The following is a 16,873-nucleotide window of genomic DNA, read 5'->3' as shown; positions in this document are numbered from 1 at the left end:
TCAGCGCGGATCGTCGAGGGGCAGCACCGAGGTCGTGTCGCCCTTGCGCCGCGCCTGTGCGATCTGCGTGCCGTGCACGAGGAAGTAGACGTTCTCGGCGATGTTGGTCGCGTGGTCGCCGATGCGCTCGAGGTTCTTCGCCATGAACAGCAGGTGCGTGCACGGCGTGATGTTGCGCGGGTCTTCCATCATGTAGGTGAGCAGCTCGCGGAACAGGCCGGTGTATTGCTCGTCGAGCTCCTCGTCGCGCGCCCAGGCGTCCAGGGCCTGGTTCGCGTCGTAGGTGCGGTAGGCGTCGAGCACGTCCTCGACCAGCGACTGGGCGAGGCGCGCGAGGCGCGGCAGCGCGGTCACCAGTTGCACCGGCGCCGACTGGTTCAGCACGATCGAGCGCTTGGCGACGTTGGCGGCGTAGTCGCCGATGCGCTCGATGTCCGTGGCGATGCGCAACGCGGCGAGGATTTCGCGCAGGTCGCGCGCCATCGGCTGGCGCAGCGCGAGCAGGCGCACGACGTCGTGGCTGACTTCGTGCTCGAGCGCGTCGATCGTCGCATCGTTGTGCACGATCTTCGACGCCGCATGGCTGTCGCGCGCGATCACCGCGTCGACGGCGGCCTCGAGCTGGGCGAGGGCGAGCTGGCCCATGCGCTGCAGCTCGCCGGTCAAGCGCTTGAGCTCGTCGTCGTAGCTCTTGACGATGTGGTCGTGGGTCTGCGGCGTCACGTTCATGCGGTTGCCTTGTCGATCGTTGTGCGGGCGTCGTCGAACGCGCCGGTCAGCCGAAACGGCCGGTAATGTAGTCCTCGGTCTGCGTCTTGGTCGGCTTGGTGAACAGGGTCTCCGTTTCGCCGAACTCGACCAGCTCGCCGAGATACATGAACGCGGTGTAGTCGGAGCAGCGCGCGGCCTGCTGCATGTTGTGCGTGACGATCGCGATCGTGAAGTCGTTCTTCAGTTCCGAGATCAGCTGCTCGATCTTGCCGGTCGCGATCGGATCGAGCGCCGAGGTCGGCTCGTCGAGCAGGATCACTTCCGGCCGCAGCGCGATCGCGCGCGCGATGCACAGGCGCTGCTGCTGGCCGCCGGAGAGGCCGAGCGCGCTCTGCTTGAGCTTGTCCTTGACTTCGCCCCACAGCGCACCCTGCGTGAGCGCCTGCTCGACGCGCACATCCATCGCGCTCTTCGGCAGCTTCTCGTAGTGGCGGATGCCGTAGGCGATGTTGTCGTAGATCGACATCGGGAACGGCACCGGCTTCTGGAACACCATGCCGACCTTCGAGCGCAGGCGGTTGAGCGGGAAGCGCGGGTCGAGGATGTTGTCGCCGTCGAGCAGCACTTCGCCCTTCGCCTCGAGCTTCGGATAAATCGAGTAGATGCGGTTGAACACGCGCAGCAGGGTCGACTTGCCGCAACCGGACGGGCCGATCAGCGCGGTCACGCGCTTCTCGGCGATCTCGAAGTTCACGCTCTTCAACGCGTGAAAGCCGTTGTAGTAGAAGTCGAGGTTGCGCGCGGCCATCTTCGGGCGCGCACCGGTGGCGGAAGCGGCCGCGGCAGCGGGAGCCGCGGAGGCGGCGACGGCGAAATGGGCGTCAGTCATGGCTGGCCTTGTTGCGGAGCAGGATCGCGCGGGAGAGGAGACTGAGCAGCAGCACGAACAGGGTGACGACGAACGCGCCGGCCCAGGCGAGCGCGTGCCACGAATCGTAGGGGCTCATCGCGTACTGGAAGATGACGACCGGCACGCTCGCCATCGGCTGCGACAGGTCGTGCGTCCAGTACTGGTTGTTGAGCGCGGTGAACAGCAGCGGCGCGGTCTCGCCGCTGATCCGCGCGAGCGCGAGCAGCACGCCGGTGACGATGCCGGGCAGGGCGGAACGGTACAGCACCTGCATCGTCACCTTCCACTGCGGCACGCCCAGCGAGAGGGCGGCTTCGCGCATCGTGCTCGGCACGAGCTGGAGCATCTCGTCGGTCGTGCGCACGACCACCGGCAGCACGATCAGCGCGAGCGAGAGCGCGCCGGCGTAGCCCGAGAAATGCCCGCTCGTGCGCACGACGAGCGTGTAGACGAACAGGCCGAGCACGATCGACGGCGCCGACAGCAGGATGTCGTTGACGAAGCGGATCACCTCGCCGATCGGGTGTTTGCGCGCGTACTCGGCGAGGTAAGTGCCCGCGGCGACGCCGATCGGCGTGCCGATCAGGATCGCGCCGACGCTCATGATCGCGCTGCCGAACAGCGCATTGGCGAGGCCGCCGTCGGAACCCGGCGGCGGCGTCATCTGGGTGAACAGGCTGGGCTTCATCGCCGCGAGGCCGGTGCGCAGCGTGGTCCAGAGGATCCACACGAGCCAGAACAGGCCGAACAGCGTCGCGAGGCCGGACAGGCCGAGCGCGATCGCGTTCTTGATGCGTCGGTTGCGGTAGAGGCGGTCGGACACCGCGTGCGTCGAGGCGTTCACTTCGCGCCCTCCTGGCGGGACAGGCGGCGCAGCATGAGTTTCGCCGCCGCGAGGACGAAGAAGGTCACGATGAACAGCAGGAAGCCGAGGGCGATCAGCGACGAGCGGTAGATGTCCGAATCGGCTTCGGTGAATTCGTTGGCGATCGTCGCGGCGATCGAGTTGCCGGGCATCAGCAGCGACGCGGTGAGCTGGTGCGCGTTGCCGAGCACGAAGGTGACCGCCATCGTCTCGCCGAGTGCGCGGCCGAGGCCGAGGAAGATGCCGCCGATGACCGCCGAGCGCGTGTACGGCAGCACGATGTCCCAGACGACTTCGGTGGTGGTCGAGCCGAGCGCGTAGGCCGACTCCTTGAGGCGCGTCGGCACGGTGAGGAACACCTCGCGCATGACAGACGAGATGAACGGGATCACCATGATCGCGAGCACGATGCCCGCGGTGAGCATGCCTATGCCGAGCGGCGGGCCGGTGAACAGCGGGCCGATCAGCGGCAGCGCGCCGATGTGGTCGTTGAGCCACGGGCTCACGTACTCGCCCATCAGCGGCACGAACACGAACAGGCCCCACATGCCGTAGATGATCGACGGGATGCCGGCGAGCAGTTCGATCGCGGCGCCGACCGGGCCGCGCATCCAGTTCGGCGCGACTTCGGTGAGGAACAGCGCGATGCCGAAGCTCACCGGCACGGCGATGATCATCGCGATGAGCGCGGTGACGAGCGTGCCGTAGATCGGCACGAGCGCGCCGAAGTGGTGGTTGACCGCGTCCCACTCGGTCGAGAAGAGGAAGCCGAGGCCGAACGTCGAGAACGCTTCGCGCCCGCCCCAGAGCATCGACAGCGCCGCGCCGGCGAGCGCGAGCAGCACGAAGATGCCGGCCGCGGTGACGATCCAGCGGAACGCACCGTCGGCGCGCGCATCGCGTGCGTTGCGGCGGTCCGCATCGACGATCGCGGCGGTGATCGTCGGGGTGATAGCGCTGCTGTTGGCGGCCATGATGTGTGGTCGTTCGCGTGTCGAGGTTTGCCCGCGGTGGGGACGGGAAAGGGGATGGCGTCGGCGGTGACGTGGACCGCAACGCCATCCCCATCCGCACCTTCCTCGCGGAAGGATCAGCGCGAAAGGATCAGAGCTTGACCTGCGCCTGCCAGTAGGCCTCGATCTGCTCGGTCAGGCCCTTCGGCAGCGGCACGTAGTCCAGTTCCTCGGCCTGCTTGCCGCCGTTCTCGTAAGCCCACTTGAAGAAGTCGAGCGCGGCCTTGGTGCCGGCGCTGTTCTTCGGCTGCTTGTAGACGAGGATGAAGTTGGTCGCGGTGATCGGCCAGGAGTTCTCGCCCGGCGCGTTCGTGATGACGAGGAAGAAGTCCTTCGCGCTCTTCCAGTCGGCGCTCGCCGCAGCGGCCTGGAAGCTGGTCAGGCTCGGCTGCACGAACTGGCCCGCGGCGTTCTGCACCGAGGCGTAGGTCATCTTGTTCTGCAGCGCGTAGGCGAGCTCGACATAGCCGATCGAACCCTTGATCTGCTTCACGTACGCGGCGACGCCTTCGTTGCCCTTGCCGCCGACGCCGATCGGCCACGACACGGCCGTGCCTTCACCGACCTTCGACTTCCATTCCGGCGACACCTTCGACAGGTAGTTGACGAAGTTGAACGTCGTGCCCGAACCGTCCGAACGATGCACGACCGTGATCGCGCCGTCCGCCAGCTTGACGTCCGGGTTGATCTGGGCGATCGCCGGATCGTTCCACTTGGTGACCTTGCCCTGGAAGATGTCGGCGAGCAGCGGACCGGTGAAGCGGATCTTGCCCGCATCGACGCCTTCGATGTTGACGACCGGCACGACGCCGCCGATCACCGACGGGAACTGCGCGAGGCCCGCGTCGTCGAGTTCCTTCGGGTCGAGCGGCTTGTCCGACGAACCGAAGATGACCGTGCCGGCCTTGATCTGCGCGATGCCACCGCCGGAGCCGATCGACTGGTAGTTGATCTTGTTACCGGTGGCGTTGTTGTAGCTGTCCGACCACTTCGACAGGATCGGATAGATGAACGTGGCGCCGGCGCCGGTGATGTCGGCGGCCTGCGCGGATGCGGCGCCGATCACGCTGGCGAGACCGGCGACGACGAAGCGGGACTTGATCGAGTTGAACACGCGGGACTCCTCACATGAAAAGGCGGACCGGCTTTGTGCCGACGCCGCGCTTTTTAGGCCCGCGCAATTGCAGAACGATGAGAGATTTGTGACAGAAAGGTTTCGCAGACAGTTCGACGACAGGCTGTCCGGGACGAATATCCTGATGATTCAGCAATTTGCGTCACAAACTTCGATGGCTCGAATATGACGGATTCTTGCAATCAGTCGCCGCCGATCGTGTCCGGGCCATCGCCGGTGGTCTTTTCGTAATGGCCCTTGCCGACCTTGCGGTACTGCGTGAAACCGTTCTTCGCGAGATGGCCTTCACGCAGCAGGTGTGCCCCGCCCGTGGTGATCGCGGGTGCGCCGAGCACACGCCGGACCGGCGCGCCGCAGGCCGTGCAGTGCGTGAGGGCGGCGTCGGACAGGCGCTCGAGGCGCTCGAAGCCGTAGCAGCAGAGCGCGCAGCCGGGTGGTTCGAGCGGGACGTATTCGTGGATCGGCATGGCAGGATCGAAGATGCGCCCTCGGTGCTGCGGTATCAAGCGAGCCGGCTTGGGCCTGCCGTGTCGGCCGGATCTTCTCCGGCCGATGCGCGCGATCGATTCTTTCAGGACTTCGTGACGGTCAGTTCATACGAAGCCGCCGCGCCCTTGACCGCCGCGCCCTGGGTCATGAACACGCGGATCGTATAGGTGCCGTCGGCATTCGCCTTGACGTCCGTGCGCGTACGACCCTCCGTCTCCTTCTGCTGGGCGCCCGGCGGGAAGACGTTGAAATAGGTCACGCGGCTCTTGCCGTCGTCGATCGCGACGGTGCAGCTCTCGCCGCTCTTGAGGTCGATCGTGTAGTTGCGCACGACGTCGTCCGGTCCCTTGAGCTTGCCCTTGGCCGTCGCGTGCCCGTTCTTGGCGAACGCGAGCGCCTGCGGCGCATCCTTCGCCTTGGCCGCGTCCTTCGCCGCATCCTTGGCGACGGCGACGAGCGGCAGGGCGAGCGCCGCGGCGGCGGCGAAGGCGACGAAACGGCGACGGCTGGACGAAGCGATGGGCATGGATGATTCTCCGATGACGGAAACGGAAACGGGTGCTCAGGCGAAGGCGGGCATCGCGCGGGCGGATTCTTCGAACTGTCTCCAGCGATTGACGATGTCGCAGAACAGCTGCGCGGTGCGCTCGGTGTCGTACACCGCCGAATGCGCCTCGCGCGGATCCCAGCTGCGACCGGATGCCTCGACCGCGCGACTCAGCACGGTCTGGCCGTAGGCGAGACCGGCGAGCGACACGGTGTCGAAACAGCTGAAGGGATGGAATGGGCTGCGCTTGTGGTCGGTTCGCCGGATCGCCGCGTTGAGGAAGGCGAGGTCGAACGCGGCATTGTGGCCGACGAGGATCGCGCGCTGGCAGTCGCTCTCGCGCATCGCGACGCGGATCGGCCGGAATACGAGATCGAGCGCTTCCTTCTCGGGCAGCGCGCCGCGCAGCGGATGGGTCGGGTCGATGCCGGTGATTTCGAGCGAGCGCGGATCGAGCAGCGAGCCGGCGAACGGCTCGACGTGCGTCGACACCACCGGATCGGCGCGCACGACACCGTCCGCGTCCATGCGGATCGTCGATACCGCGATCTCGAGCAGGGCATGGCGCTCGCTGTCGAAGCCGCCGGTCTCGACATCGACGATCACCGGGAGAAAGCCACGGAAGCGTTGCGCCATGCGGGTGGCGGACGGGGAACTGCTGGTCATCGCCGCAGCATAGCAAGGCGCGGCGGCGCCTGCCGCCGCGGCCACGCCCGCGGTGCGTTCAGGACGTGCGCAGCGCACCCTCCGGCGCGACCGCTCGGCGGCGGCCGGCGATCGCGAGCAGCAGCGCGAGCACGAGCAGGGCGATGCCGAACGTCGGCAGCAGCATGAGGAACGGCACGCCGAGCACGGCCGCAGCGAGCGACCAGGCGAGCGGATCATCGATCGCCGCGCGCGGCCCGTTCGCGCCGACCAGCCGCGAGAGCCAATGGTCGAGGCTGAACTTGCCGGCGCCGCCGAAGATGAGCGGCAGCAGCATCACGGCGAACAGCAGCGGCAGCTTGAAGTTGCCGTGGCCCATGTCCTTGATCGCGTAGCCCTTGGCGAGATCGCTCCACATCGACCACATGTCGGGCCAGTGCACGGCGGCGGTCGCGACGAAGGTGACGAACAGCAGCGCGAACGCGGCGACGCGCGTGCCGAGGCCGAGCCAGAGCAGCAGCGCGCCGAGGATCTCGGTCCAGGTCGACAGCGTCCAGCTGAAACCGGCCGGCAACTGGTCGAACGGGAACGGGAAGCGCTGCTGGATGTCGGCGAACCAGTTTTCGCCATGCAGTTTCTCGAGGCCCGATTCCCAGAACTCCCAACCCATGATCAGGCGCAGCACGAACGGCGGCAGCGTTTTGCCGGCGCCGTCAAGGCGTGCGACCAGCCGGCTCCAGGTGTTCGCGCAGCGCGCAAGGATAGGGTTCATCGGTGCCTCCAGTGGCAGGAATGAGGATCGGCTTGCGTGGACGACGCGCGAATGACCGGCCACCGGCGCATTCGCTTTCAGCCATGGCATGCTCGAACGCGGCCCGGGCTTGACCCTCACGCAGCGTGAGGCCGCACGATCGCCCCGCCGCAACCGGAACGAACGATGTCCACACGCTACACCGTCAGCCAGATCGCCCGCCGCACCGGCCTCACCGTGCGTGCGCTGCACCACTACGAAGCCGCCGGCCTGTTGCGGCCGGCCTCGCGCAGCGACGCCGGTTACCGCCTGTACGGCGAAGCGGAACTGCTGCGCCTGCAGCACATCGTCTCGCTGAAGGCGCTCGGATTCTCGCTGGCGGACATCCGCGCATGCATCGACGCCGACGCACCGTCGCTCGGCGGCGCGCTCGCGCGGCAGATCGAACGGTTGCGGGAAGCGGTCGTGCGCCAGCAGGAACTGCTCGGCCGGCTGGAGCGCATCGCTCACCAGCTTGCCGCCGGCGCGACGATCGATGCGGAAACCCTGCTCAACGGCATCGAGGCCACGACGATCATGCAAAACCATTTCAGCAACGAACAGCTGCAGGCGATCAAGGCGCGCGGCGACGCGCTCGGCGCGGAACGCATCCGCGAGGTCGAGCGCGCCTGGCCCGAGGTCATCGCGGGCATGCAGGCCGCGCTCGCGCTCGACAAGGATCCGGCGAGTGCGGAAGTGCGCGCGCTCGCGCGACGCTGGCGCGGGCTGCTGCGCGAGTTCACCGGCGGCGACGCCGGCATCCTGCAATCGATGAACGCGATGTTCCGCGCCGAGCCCGCGGTGATGCAGGCACGCACCGGCATCGATCCGGTATTGCTTGCATATGCGAGCAAGGCCGTCGGCCTGCTCGGCGAGGACTGAGCGCGGCACGCGGGCGGCCGTCGCGCGGTGGCCGCGGCGACGATCGTGAACATCGCTCAACACGGCGCGGCAGGGATGCCTGCGCCGCTTGCGGCGTTCGCGGGCGGCAGAGTAGTGTCGGCGCCGGTCGCCGTTCCGGCGCGAGGAGGGAGACGCTCATGCTCTGGCAGAAGTCGCGGCGCAGCGACAACGTGGTCGAGGACGAAGGCGGCGGCGGTGGCGGCGGCGGGTTCGGCGGCGGGCGCGGGCTCGGCCTCGGCGGCATCATCCTCGTCGTGATCGTGAGCCTGATCTTCCACAAGAATCCGCTGGAGATCCTGCAGCTGATCGGTGGCGGCGTCGGCGACGACGGCGGTACCGCGCAGCAGCAGGTCGCCCCGGCCGGCAACGACGCGCAGACGGACTTCGTGCGGGCCGTGCTCGGCAGCACCGAGGACGTCTGGGGCGACATGTTCCGCGCGAGCGGCAAGCAATATCCGGCGCCGCGCCTCGTGCTGTTCCACGGTGCGGTGCAGTCCGCCTGCGGTGCGGCGTCCGCGGCGATGGGTCCGTTCTATTGCCCCGGCGATCGCCAGGTCTACCTCGACCTCGACTTCTTCCAGGAGATGCAGCAGCGCTTCCACGCGGCCGGAGATTTCGCGCGCGCGTACGTGATCGCGCACGAGGTCGGGCACCACATCCAGAACCTCGTCGGCGTGATGGACCAGGTCGAGCGCGCGGCGCAGGGCGGCCAGCCGATGCAGGGCGCGGACGGCCTGTCGGTGCGCCAGGAACTGCAGGCCGACTGCTTCGCCGGCGTGTGGGCGAACCACGCGCAGCAGAAGCTCAACTGGCTCGAGCAGGGCGACGTCGAGGCTGCGCTCAATGCGGCGAACCAGATCGGAGACGACACCTTGCAACGTCAGGCGCGCGGCTATGTCGTGCCGGACTCGTTCACGCACGGCAGTTCCGCCGAGCGCGTGCGCTGGTTCCGCACTGGCTTCTCGTCGGGCGAGCTCAAGAGCTGCGACACGTTCGCCGCCACGCAGCTCTGACCGCGGGCGAGCTGCTTTTCCGTGTGGGGGCGGCGGAAGCTGCGAGGCGCTCCTTGCCGGAAGGCCGGGAGCATCGCGGCTTCCGCCGCTCCCACAGGAGCAGACGCATCAATGCGCGGGCGTCGCCGGCTTGCGCACCGGCAGCGGTACATTGCAGAGCCCGATCTTCCCCGCGGGCACCTTGTACCAGTCGTCGCGGCGGTTGCGTCGCGACTCGACGAGCGCGCTGAACGTCGGCGTGTCGGTGCGCAGCAATTCGAGCGGCGTGCGTTCGGCCTCGGGCACGTCGGCGGCGAGGCGCACCGACCTGATCGACATGCGTTGCTCGGGCTTCTCGTAGAAGCCGAGCGCGCCGGTGCCGCGCGGCAGGCTCGCGAGCAGCTCCATGCCTTGCACGACGCGGCCGACGAGCGCGATGTTGCGGTCGAGCTGGCGCGGCTCCTGGCCGATCACGACGTAGAGTTCGGCGCCGCTGCCGGTGTCGACGCCGTTGTCGCGGCCCGCGCCGACCATGCCGTAGCAGTGCGCGAGCCAGGTCTTGCCCGCCCTCGGGTCGCGCGCGACCGGCATGCCGTCGCTGAAGCCGACTTCGGACGCGTAGACGTCCCCGTCCGGCAGGCGGGTGAACGGCAGGTCCTTCGCGATGGCGCGCTCGAACTCCGGCGCGAGCGTGCGCGAGGCCTTGCCGAACGCGCGTGCCTTGTCCTTGTCTTCCGCGTCCGGATCGCCCCATTGCGTCACGAAGTTGTCCTGCACGCGCAGGATCGCGAGCCCGTCGAAATAGTGCTCGTGCGCCATCGTGCGCAGGTTCGCCGCGTGCAGCGGCGCGTAGCCCGGCGCGAGCTCGATCACCACGCGTCCGCCGGCGAGGTCGAGGTAGAGCGTGTCCTGCGGATCGAGCGCGCGCCAGTCGGCGGGCGTCGACGCCTCGATCACCTGCTGCATCGTCCGCCCCTTCGCGGGTGCCTGCGCGAGTGCGAGCGCGGGTGTGCAGGCGAGTGCGACGGCGACGGCAAGGCGACGGATCGTGGCGGGCATGGGCGGCTCCTCGAGGAACGCTTCAGTCTACGCGAACGCGCCCAGCGATTCCGGAACACCCGCAGCACCTGCCGGCGGACGGCTGCCGTATGATGGTGTCGCCACGGTTCCATGCGGGGAGGGGTGTCATGATCGACCGTTTAATCGAACGATACCGCGATGCGCTGATTCTGGTCGCGCGCATCCTGTTGATGGCGCTTTTCATCATTTCCGGCTTCGGCAAGCTGATCGACTTCGACGGTACCGTGCACTACATGGAGTACGTGCACGCGCCGATGCCGGCGGTGTCGGCGACGATCGCGACGATCATGGAATTCGCGGTCGGCGTCGCCGTGCTGTTCGGCTTCCAGGTGCGGTTGCTGGCGCTCGTGCTGATGGTGTTCGTCGCGGGAACGGCGATCATCGGCCATCCGTTCTGGACGATGGAGGCGGCCGAGCGCTCGCTCAACCAGGTCCATTTCCTCAAGAACATGTCGATCATGGGCGGCCTGCTGCTGCTCGCGATTACCGGAGCCGGGCGCTACTCGCTCACGAGGCGCTAGTCGGCGATCGACCGTGGCGGCATGGGCTTGTAGGGGCCCATGCCGGGTGGTGCGCGTCACCCGCCCACGATGTCACGCGCGGTGGAAGCGGCGGATGAAGTCGCGCACGTCCGGGTAGACCACGTCGCGCCAGCGGCGTCCGCTGAAGATGCCGTAGTGGCCGGCGCCCTTCACTTCGAGATGGGCGTGGTTCTTCGCCGGGATTCCGGTGCAGAGGTCGTGCGCTGCGCGCGTCTGGCCGAGGCCGGAGATGTCGTCGAGTTCGCCTTCGATCGTGAGCAGCGCGGAACGGCGGATCGCCTCGGGTGCGACGCGCTCTCCGTCGACGTGCCACGTGCCGAGCGGCAGGCAGTGTTCCTGGAACACGATGCGGATCGTGTCGAGGTAGAACTCGGCCGGCAGGTCGAGCACGGCGTTGTACTCGTCGTAGAAGCGGCGATGCGCCGCGGCATCCTCGAGGTCGCCGCGCAGCAGGTCCCGGTAGAAGTCCCAATGTGCATTGAAGTGGCGGCTCGGGTTCATCGCGACGAAGCCGGCGTGCTGCAGGAAACCCGGATAGACGCGGCGGCCCTTGCCCGGATAGTTCGGCGGCACGTCGAACACGACGTTGGTCTCGAACCACGCGTACGGCTTGTGCGTCGCGAGATCGTTGACTTGGGTCGGGCAGCGGCGCGGGTCGATCGGTCCGCCCATCATCGTCAGCGTGAGCGGGGTGGTTTCTCCCGCGGACGCCATCAGCGACACCGCGGCGAGCACCGGCACGGTCGGCTGGCACACCGACATCACGTGCAGGCGCTCGGCGCCGAGGTGGCCGATGAAGCGGCGCACGTAGGCGATGTAGTCGTCGAGGCCGAACGGCCCCTTGTCGAGCGGCACCATGCGCGCGTCGACCCAATCGGTGACGTACACGTCGTGGTCGCGCAGCAGCGTGCGCACGGTGTCGCGCAACAGCGTCGCGTGGTGTCCCGACAGCGGTGCGACGACCAGCACGACCGGATCCTCGCGCAGCTGTTCCAGCGCGCGCGGATCGTCGCTGCAGCGCTTGAAGTGCAGCAGGTTGCAGAACGGCAGCTCGAGCGCGCGTTCCTCGATCACGGCCGCATCGCGCCCGTGCGCGTGCACGCCGGTGATGCCGAACGCGGGCTTCTCGTAGTCCTTGCCGAGTCGGTAGAACAGTTCGTAGCCGGCGGCGATGCGGTCCACCCCGGGCATGCGCGAGAGCCAGTTGTCCGGCGCCGACAGCGCGTGCGCGGCCGCGCCCGACCAGGTGACCAGCGGGTTCAGCAGGGTGCGGTTGATTTCGTGCAGGTGATACAGCATCGCGGATCCGGCTCGACAGGACAGCCGATCATAACAGCCCGCTCCGCCGTGACGGCGTGCCGTTCGTCAAGGTCGGTGACGCGTCGCGTTCAGCGGAACGTTCAGGGATTGGCCGACGGTCGCGCGGGCCGCGCGTGCGTGCTGTGGCCGCGTTCGCCGGAAACAGCCGGCGCCTGCGGCAGCGGCCAGACCCAGGCGCCGCGCGAACGCGTGAAGATCGCGAGCGTCGTCGCGCCGCGGTCGATGACGAGGTCCCACACCATCGCCGACGGCAGGCCGGCGTCGAAGCGGACCCAGTCCGGCGTGCTCGCGCGGATGTCGTCGGTGTAGTAGAGGCCCCAGTCGGTCCCCGCGTACGCCTGGCCCGGCACGTTCGGATTGAGCAGGATCGCGTTGACCGGGATGTTCGGCAGATTGCCGCTGCGATCGCTCCAGTGGAACGCGCTGCAGCCGGGATCGCAGTCGACGCGATAGACGTGGCCGGGCGTCGCCGGCGTGTTCTGCTCGAAGCCGGCGAGTGCGGCGTAGCCGATGTCCGGATTGGCCGGATCGTGCGTGACGTCCATGACGGGCCGATTCGGCAGCACCGCGTTGCCGCCGCTGAGGTTGATCCAGTGCGCCGGGTTCGCAGCGCCGCCACCGAGCGAGGAGCCGGCCCAGACGTTGCCGTCGTTGGTGCCGACGAGCGCGCGCGCGGGATCGGAATAGGCGTAGCGCACGCGGTTGATGATCGACAGGTTCGGACTCGAGGTCAGGTGCTTGGTGAGATCGGGGCTGGTCGGATACCACGACGTGTTCGGCAGGCCGCCGCTCAGCGACTCCCACACGCGGAACGTGCCCGCGAGCATGCGCTGGCAACCGGTGGTCGGCGGGCAGGTGTCGTCGCCGCCGAACTTGTACAGGTCGTAGTACATGAGGAAGCCGGTGCGATCGCCACGCCACAGTTCGCCGGTCTGCTCGTCCTCCGGCGCGACGACCTGGTCGGCCTGCGCGTCGGGGCCGTCGACGGACGCCGCCACGAAGCCGAACTGCGCGCTGTAGTACCAGCGCCGGCCGAGGATCGGTTCGATCTTCGCGTACGTGCCGTCGCCGTCGAGGCGCGTACCCCAATGCGCAAGTGCGGGCGTCTCGCCCGCGGACCAGGTCTGCGACGACGACGTGTTGTCCTGCGCTCCGCCGCTGATGCCGCGCAGCGGGCTCGCCGGGTCGTCGAAGCGCGCGGTGATGTCGCCCGAGTAGAACTCGATCGTGTTCGTGCCGCCGTTCATCGCGATGAAGGTCGGGCGCGCCGCGCGCGCGTCGCCGCTGTAGTAGACCCCGCCATCGTTGCCGATCAGCAGGCGGTCGGGATCGTTGCCGACGAACGCGCGCACGTGGTTGTCGACGTGCACGGTGCCGGGATGGTCGGGCGCGGTCTCGTCGTAGCCGCAGGTGAGGTCGACGAAGGTGTCGGCGCCGTCGGTCGAGCGCCAGACGTCGGTCGAACTCAGGAACAGCGTGTCCGCGTCGGTCGGATCGACGAGCAGGCCCGCGTTGTAGTCCTCGAACAGCATGCCGTTGGCGTAGGCGTCGTGGACGCAGCCGCTGGCGAAGTCGGCGGGTGGTACCGCGCTGTTCGTCCACGTCGCGCCGCCGTCGCGGCTGCGGAACACGCCCATGCCCATCGCCTGCACGTAGACGGTGTCGGGATGGCCGGGGGCGACGGCGAGGTCGAGCCTTCCGAGCGGATTGCCGCCATTCGCGTACGACGGCGCGCCGCTGCCGCTGCCGGCCGGCCAGCCGTTGTCCGCGCGCGACAACAACGACCAGCCGCTCGCGCAGCCGCTCGCGGGCATCGGCGCGCGGTACACGCCGTTGGCGCCGTTCTCGCGCAGGTCGGTGCGCACGTCGGACGCGCGGCCGATCGCGCCGATCGCGACGAGCAGGTCGGTGCGGTTGCCGTCGTCGATCGCGACCATGCCCGTCACGTCCTGGCGCTGGCTCGTCCATGCGTTCGTCGTGCATGGGCCGTCGAAATGCGCACCGCCGTCGTGGCTGAACCAGAGCCCCTGGTTCGTGCCGACCACGACGCGCGCGGGATCGTGGCGGTCGACGACGATCGCGCTCATCGCGCGGTATTGCGGGAACGCGCCTACCGGCTGCTCGTAGGCGGGCGTGAAGACGTCGCTCGCGAGCACCTGCCACGTCTCGCCACCGTCCGTGCTCTTGAGCAGGCCACCCGCGCCGAACACGAACGGGCGATTGCGGCGGAAGTCACCGGTGCCCGCGTAGACGACCTTGGGATCGGTCGGATCGAGCGCGAGTGCGCCGATCGCGATGTCGGCGATGCCGACGGCATCCGTCTTCGGTGCCCAGGTCGTGTCGGCGCTGCAGCAGTTGGTCGTCTTCCAGACTCCGCCACCGTCCGAGCCGAACCAGGCGACCGCGGGTTCGGCCGGATGCGTGAGGATCGCGGTGATGCGACCCGCGACGAAGCCGTAGTTGGGATTGGCGAGCGGTGCGGGTCCGAGCGCGGTCGCGCGATCCGCGGGCAGCACGCCGGCCGTCGCCGCGCCGCGCGGCGCGGCCAGTGGCATCGCCTTGCGCATCCGCGCGTGGCTCGATTGCGCGTCGAGGTACCAGCGCGCGCTGAAACGACCGGTCGGATAGGCGAGCCGCCATTCCCAGTACGGCGTCTCGCCCGGAGCGTCGGCCTCGCGTTCGACACGTTCGCGCATCGACGCATGGGCGGAGCGGCGATGCGGCGCGTCGGGACGCAGTGGAAGCTTCCATGCGACGCCGAGCGTCGCGACGAGCGCGATGACGACACCTGCGGCGAGCCTGTTCATCCTGGCAGCCTCGAGTCCCCGACTGCGTGATTTTTAACGAAGTGCTTCGTAGGTGGCAAGCGCGCATGCGCCGAAGCGAGCAGGATCGGCGACGCACGCCGCGGGCCGAGCCGGCCAGGGTCGGCACGTCGCGGACGGGCCATGCCACAATCGGCGTCCGCCGCGGCGCCCGCCGCGCACCACCGGATCCTGCATGCCGTCATCGCGCCGCGCCGCCCACGTCGCCATCGCCGCCACGTTCACCTTCGCCGCTGCGTGCTGCGCGTTCGCCGCGGACGCGGGCCCGCCGCTCGCCGCGAGCTGGCCCGGCACGATCAGGCTCGACGTCGACGCGACCGACATCGACCACCGCATCTTCCGCGTGCGCGAGCAGCTTCCGGTGTCGCCGGGGCCGCTGACCCTGCTGTATCCGGAATGGCTGCCCGGCAAGCATGCGCCGCGCGGCCCGATCGACAAGCTCGCCGGCCTGCGCTTCAGCGCGAACGGGCAGCCGCTCGCCTGGAAGCGCGATCCGCTCGACGTCTACGCCTTCCAGCTCGACGTGCCCGCGGGCGCGACCCGCCTCGACGTCGAATTCGAGTTCCTCACGCCGCAGGACGGTGTACAGGGACGCGTGGTCGTGACGCCGGCGATGCTCAACCTGCAGTGGGAAACCGTCGTGCTGTACCCGGCCGGCGTCGAGGCGCGCGGCGTCATGGTCGATGCGGGCGTGCGGCTTCCTTCGGGCTGGCGCTTCGCCGGAGCGCTCGACGTCGCGCCGGGGCAGGCGCCGAACACGACCGCCGCGGACGGCAGCGTGCGCTTCGCGCCGGTACCGCTGGACACGCTGGTGGATTCGCCGCTGTACGCGGGGCGTCACTTCAAGCGCGTCGATCTCGCGCCCGGTGCGAAGGCACCGGTGTTCCTCGACCTCGTCGCCGACGACGCGAAGGACCTCGAATCGAAGCCGGAGCAGATCCGCGCGCACCAGGCGCTGGTCGAGCAGGCGCGCAAGCTGTACGGCTCGCAGCACTACGACCACTACGACTTCCTGCTCGCGCTGAGCGACGAGCTCGGCGGCATCGGCCTCGAGCATCATCGCTCGAGCGAGAACAGCGCCGATCCCGCGTACTTCACCGACTGGGACAAGCAGGCGCACGAGCGCAGCCTGCTGCCGCACGAATTCACGCATTCTTGGAACGGCAAGTTCCGCCGGCCCGCCGATCTCGCGACGGCGAATTTCAATACGCCGATGCAGGGCAGCCTGTTGTGGGTCTACGAAGGCCAGACGCAGTACTGGGGGCACGTGCTCTCGGCGCGCTCGGGCCTGTGGAGCGAGGAGCAGGCGCGCGACGCGCTCGCGCTCGTCGCGCAGACCTATGCCGACAACCGCCCGGGCTTCGGCTGGCGCGACGTGCAGGACACGACCAACGACCCGATCGTCGCCGCGCGCCGCCCGTTGCCGTACCGCAGCTGGCAGATGAGCGAGGACTACTACAACGCCGGCCTGCTCACCTGGCTCGCGGTCGACGCGAAGCTGCGCGAGCTCAGCCACGAGCGGCATTCACTCGACGACTTCGCGCGCGCGTTCTTCGGCGTCGACGACGGCCGCTGGAGCGTGAAGACCTACACGCGAGCCGACGTCGTCGCCGCGCTCGCGGCGATCGCGCCGTTCGACTGGGACGCGTTCCTGCGCGCGCACGTCGAGGCGAACGCACCGCCGCTCGACGGCCTCGCCGCGAGCGGCTGGAAGCTCGTCTACACGGACAAGCCGAGCGCGTACCAGCGCAGCGCCGATGCCGCGCGGAAGTCGATCGACCTGTCGGCGTCGCTCGGCATCGTCGTCAGCACCAAGGATGGCCGCATCGGCGATGTGCGCTGGAACGGTCCTGCGTTCAAGGCCGGACTCGGCGCGCGCGGCACACTCCTCGCGGTCGACTCGCGCGCGTTCACGCCCGAACGCCTCGCCGACGTGGTCAAGGCCGCCAGGGACGGCACGGCGCCGATCGAGTTGCTGGTCAAGGACGGCGACGACTATCGCAGCGTGCGCGTCGACTATCACGGCGGCTTGAAATACCCGCACCTCGAACGCATCCCGGGCACGACCGATCGCCTCGGCGCGATCTTCGCCGCGCGCCGCTGAGC

16 protein-coding genes are annotated in these 16,873 nt (G+C 68.7%); 4 read left to right on the top strand and 12 right to left on the bottom strand.

Going from position 1 to position 16,873, the window contains the following annotated elements:
• From phoU to FHW12_RS03805, 9 genes are all read right to left on the bottom strand, one after another.
• The gene (phoU, locus tag FHW12_RS03845; protein WP_182529645.1) at positions 1 to 729 is read right to left on the bottom strand and encodes a phosphate signaling complex protein PhoU; all 729 of its coding nucleotides are present in this window, start codon (positions 727 to 729) and stop codon (positions 1 to 3) included.
• A 46-nt stretch (positions 730 to 775) separates the two neighbouring features.
• Positions 776 to 1,600 carry a phosphate ABC transporter ATP-binding protein PstB gene (gene pstB / locus FHW12_RS03840; protein ID WP_182529644.1) on the bottom strand — a complete coding sequence of 275 codons (825 nt, stop codon included), beginning with the start codon at positions 1,598 to 1,600 and terminating at the stop codon, positions 776 to 778.
• On the bottom strand, positions 1,593 to 2,465 hold the full coding sequence (gene pstA, locus FHW12_RS03835; RefSeq protein WP_310735128.1) for a phosphate ABC transporter permease PstA: 873 nt from the start codon (positions 2,463 to 2,465) through the stop codon (positions 1,593 to 1,595). Before pstA ends, pstB begins: the two co-directional genes overlap by 8 nt.
• Entirely contained in the window at positions 2,462 to 3,460 is a 999-nt protein-coding gene (gene pstC / locus FHW12_RS03830; RefSeq protein WP_182529643.1) for a phosphate ABC transporter permease subunit PstC, read from the bottom strand. The genes pstA and pstC overlap by 4 nt, the downstream gene beginning before the upstream one ends.
• 130 nt (positions 3,461 to 3,590) lie before the next feature.
• Positions 3,591 to 4,613, bottom strand: coding sequence for a phosphate ABC transporter substrate-binding protein PstS (gene pstS / locus FHW12_RS03825; protein ID WP_182529642.1), 1,023 nt, complete (start codon positions 4,611 to 4,613; stop codon positions 3,591 to 3,593).
• Positions 4,614 to 4,816: 203 nt separating this feature from the next.
• Entirely contained in the window at positions 4,817 to 5,101 is a 285-nt protein-coding gene (locus tag FHW12_RS03820) for an FmdB family zinc ribbon protein (RefSeq protein WP_182529641.1), read from the bottom strand.
• A gap of 104 nt (positions 5,102 to 5,205) precedes the next feature.
• Positions 5,206 to 5,649, bottom strand: coding sequence for a hypothetical protein (locus FHW12_RS03815; protein WP_182529640.1), 444 nt, complete (start codon positions 5,647 to 5,649; stop codon positions 5,206 to 5,208).
• 36 nt (positions 5,650 to 5,685) lie between these two features.
• Complete coding sequence (gene rnt, locus FHW12_RS03810) at positions 5,686 to 6,336, bottom strand: ribonuclease T (RefSeq protein ID WP_182529639.1); 651 nt, start codon at positions 6,334 to 6,336, stop codon at positions 5,686 to 5,688.
• A 58-nt stretch (positions 6,337 to 6,394) separates the two neighbouring features.
• A complete protein-coding gene (locus FHW12_RS03805) occupies positions 6,395 to 7,087 on the bottom strand; it encodes an HvfX family Cu-binding RiPP maturation protein (protein WP_182529638.1) in 693 nt (230 codons plus the stop codon).
• A 165-nt stretch (positions 7,088 to 7,252) separates the two neighbouring features.
• On the opposite strand from FHW12_RS03805, the gene FHW12_RS03800 reads away from it, so the two are divergent.
• A complete protein-coding gene (locus tag FHW12_RS03800; protein WP_182529637.1) occupies positions 7,253 to 7,987 on the top strand; it encodes a MerR family transcriptional regulator in 735 nt (244 codons plus the stop codon).
• Between the two features lie 158 nt (positions 7,988 to 8,145).
• Positions 8,146 to 9,021, top strand: coding sequence for a KPN_02809 family neutral zinc metallopeptidase (gene ypfJ, locus FHW12_RS03795; RefSeq protein ID WP_182529636.1), 876 nt, complete (start codon positions 8,146 to 8,148; stop codon positions 9,019 to 9,021).
• Positions 9,022 to 9,129: 108 nt separating this feature from the next.
• On the opposite strand, the gene FHW12_RS03790 is transcribed toward ypfJ, so the two are convergent.
• Complete coding sequence (locus FHW12_RS03790) at positions 9,130 to 10,059, bottom strand: peptidylprolyl isomerase (protein WP_182529635.1); 930 nt, start codon at positions 10,057 to 10,059, stop codon at positions 9,130 to 9,132.
• 128 nt (positions 10,060 to 10,187) lie between these two features.
• Between FHW12_RS03790 and FHW12_RS03785 the strand changes: the two genes are divergently transcribed.
• Positions 10,188 to 10,601, top strand: a complete 414-nt coding sequence (locus tag FHW12_RS03785) for a DoxX family protein (protein WP_182529634.1) — start codon at positions 10,188 to 10,190, stop codon at positions 10,599 to 10,601.
• A gap of 72 nt (positions 10,602 to 10,673) precedes the next feature.
• On the opposite strand, the gene FHW12_RS03780 is transcribed toward FHW12_RS03785, so the two are convergent.
• Positions 10,674 to 11,921, bottom strand: coding sequence for a polyhydroxyalkanoate depolymerase (locus tag FHW12_RS03780; protein WP_182529633.1), 1,248 nt, complete (start codon positions 11,919 to 11,921; stop codon positions 10,674 to 10,676).
• A 101-nt stretch (positions 11,922 to 12,022) separates the two neighbouring features.
• Positions 12,023 to 14,749 (bottom strand): WD40/YVTN/BNR-like repeat-containing protein, encoded by a 2,727-nt coding sequence (locus tag FHW12_RS03775; protein ID WP_182529632.1) that lies wholly within the window; start codon positions 14,747 to 14,749, stop codon positions 12,023 to 12,025.
• A gap of 193 nt (positions 14,750 to 14,942) precedes the next feature.
• Here FHW12_RS03775 and FHW12_RS03770 point away from each other — a divergent pair, with 193 nt between their 5' ends.
• Entirely contained in the window at positions 14,943 to 16,871 is a 1,929-nt protein-coding gene (locus tag FHW12_RS03770) for a M61 family metallopeptidase (protein WP_182529631.1), read from the top strand.
• Positions 16,872 to 16,873: the final 2 nt, after the last annotated feature.

Origin of the sequence: Dokdonella fugitiva (assembly GCF_014138265.1) — a bacterium.
In the GTDB taxonomy this organism is placed as follows: Bacteria; Pseudomonadota; Gammaproteobacteria; order Xanthomonadales; family Rhodanobacteraceae; genus Dokdonella_A; species Dokdonella_A fugitiva_A.
Note: the sequence above shows the minus strand (reverse complement) of the source record. Positions and strands in the feature narration are given on the sequence as shown.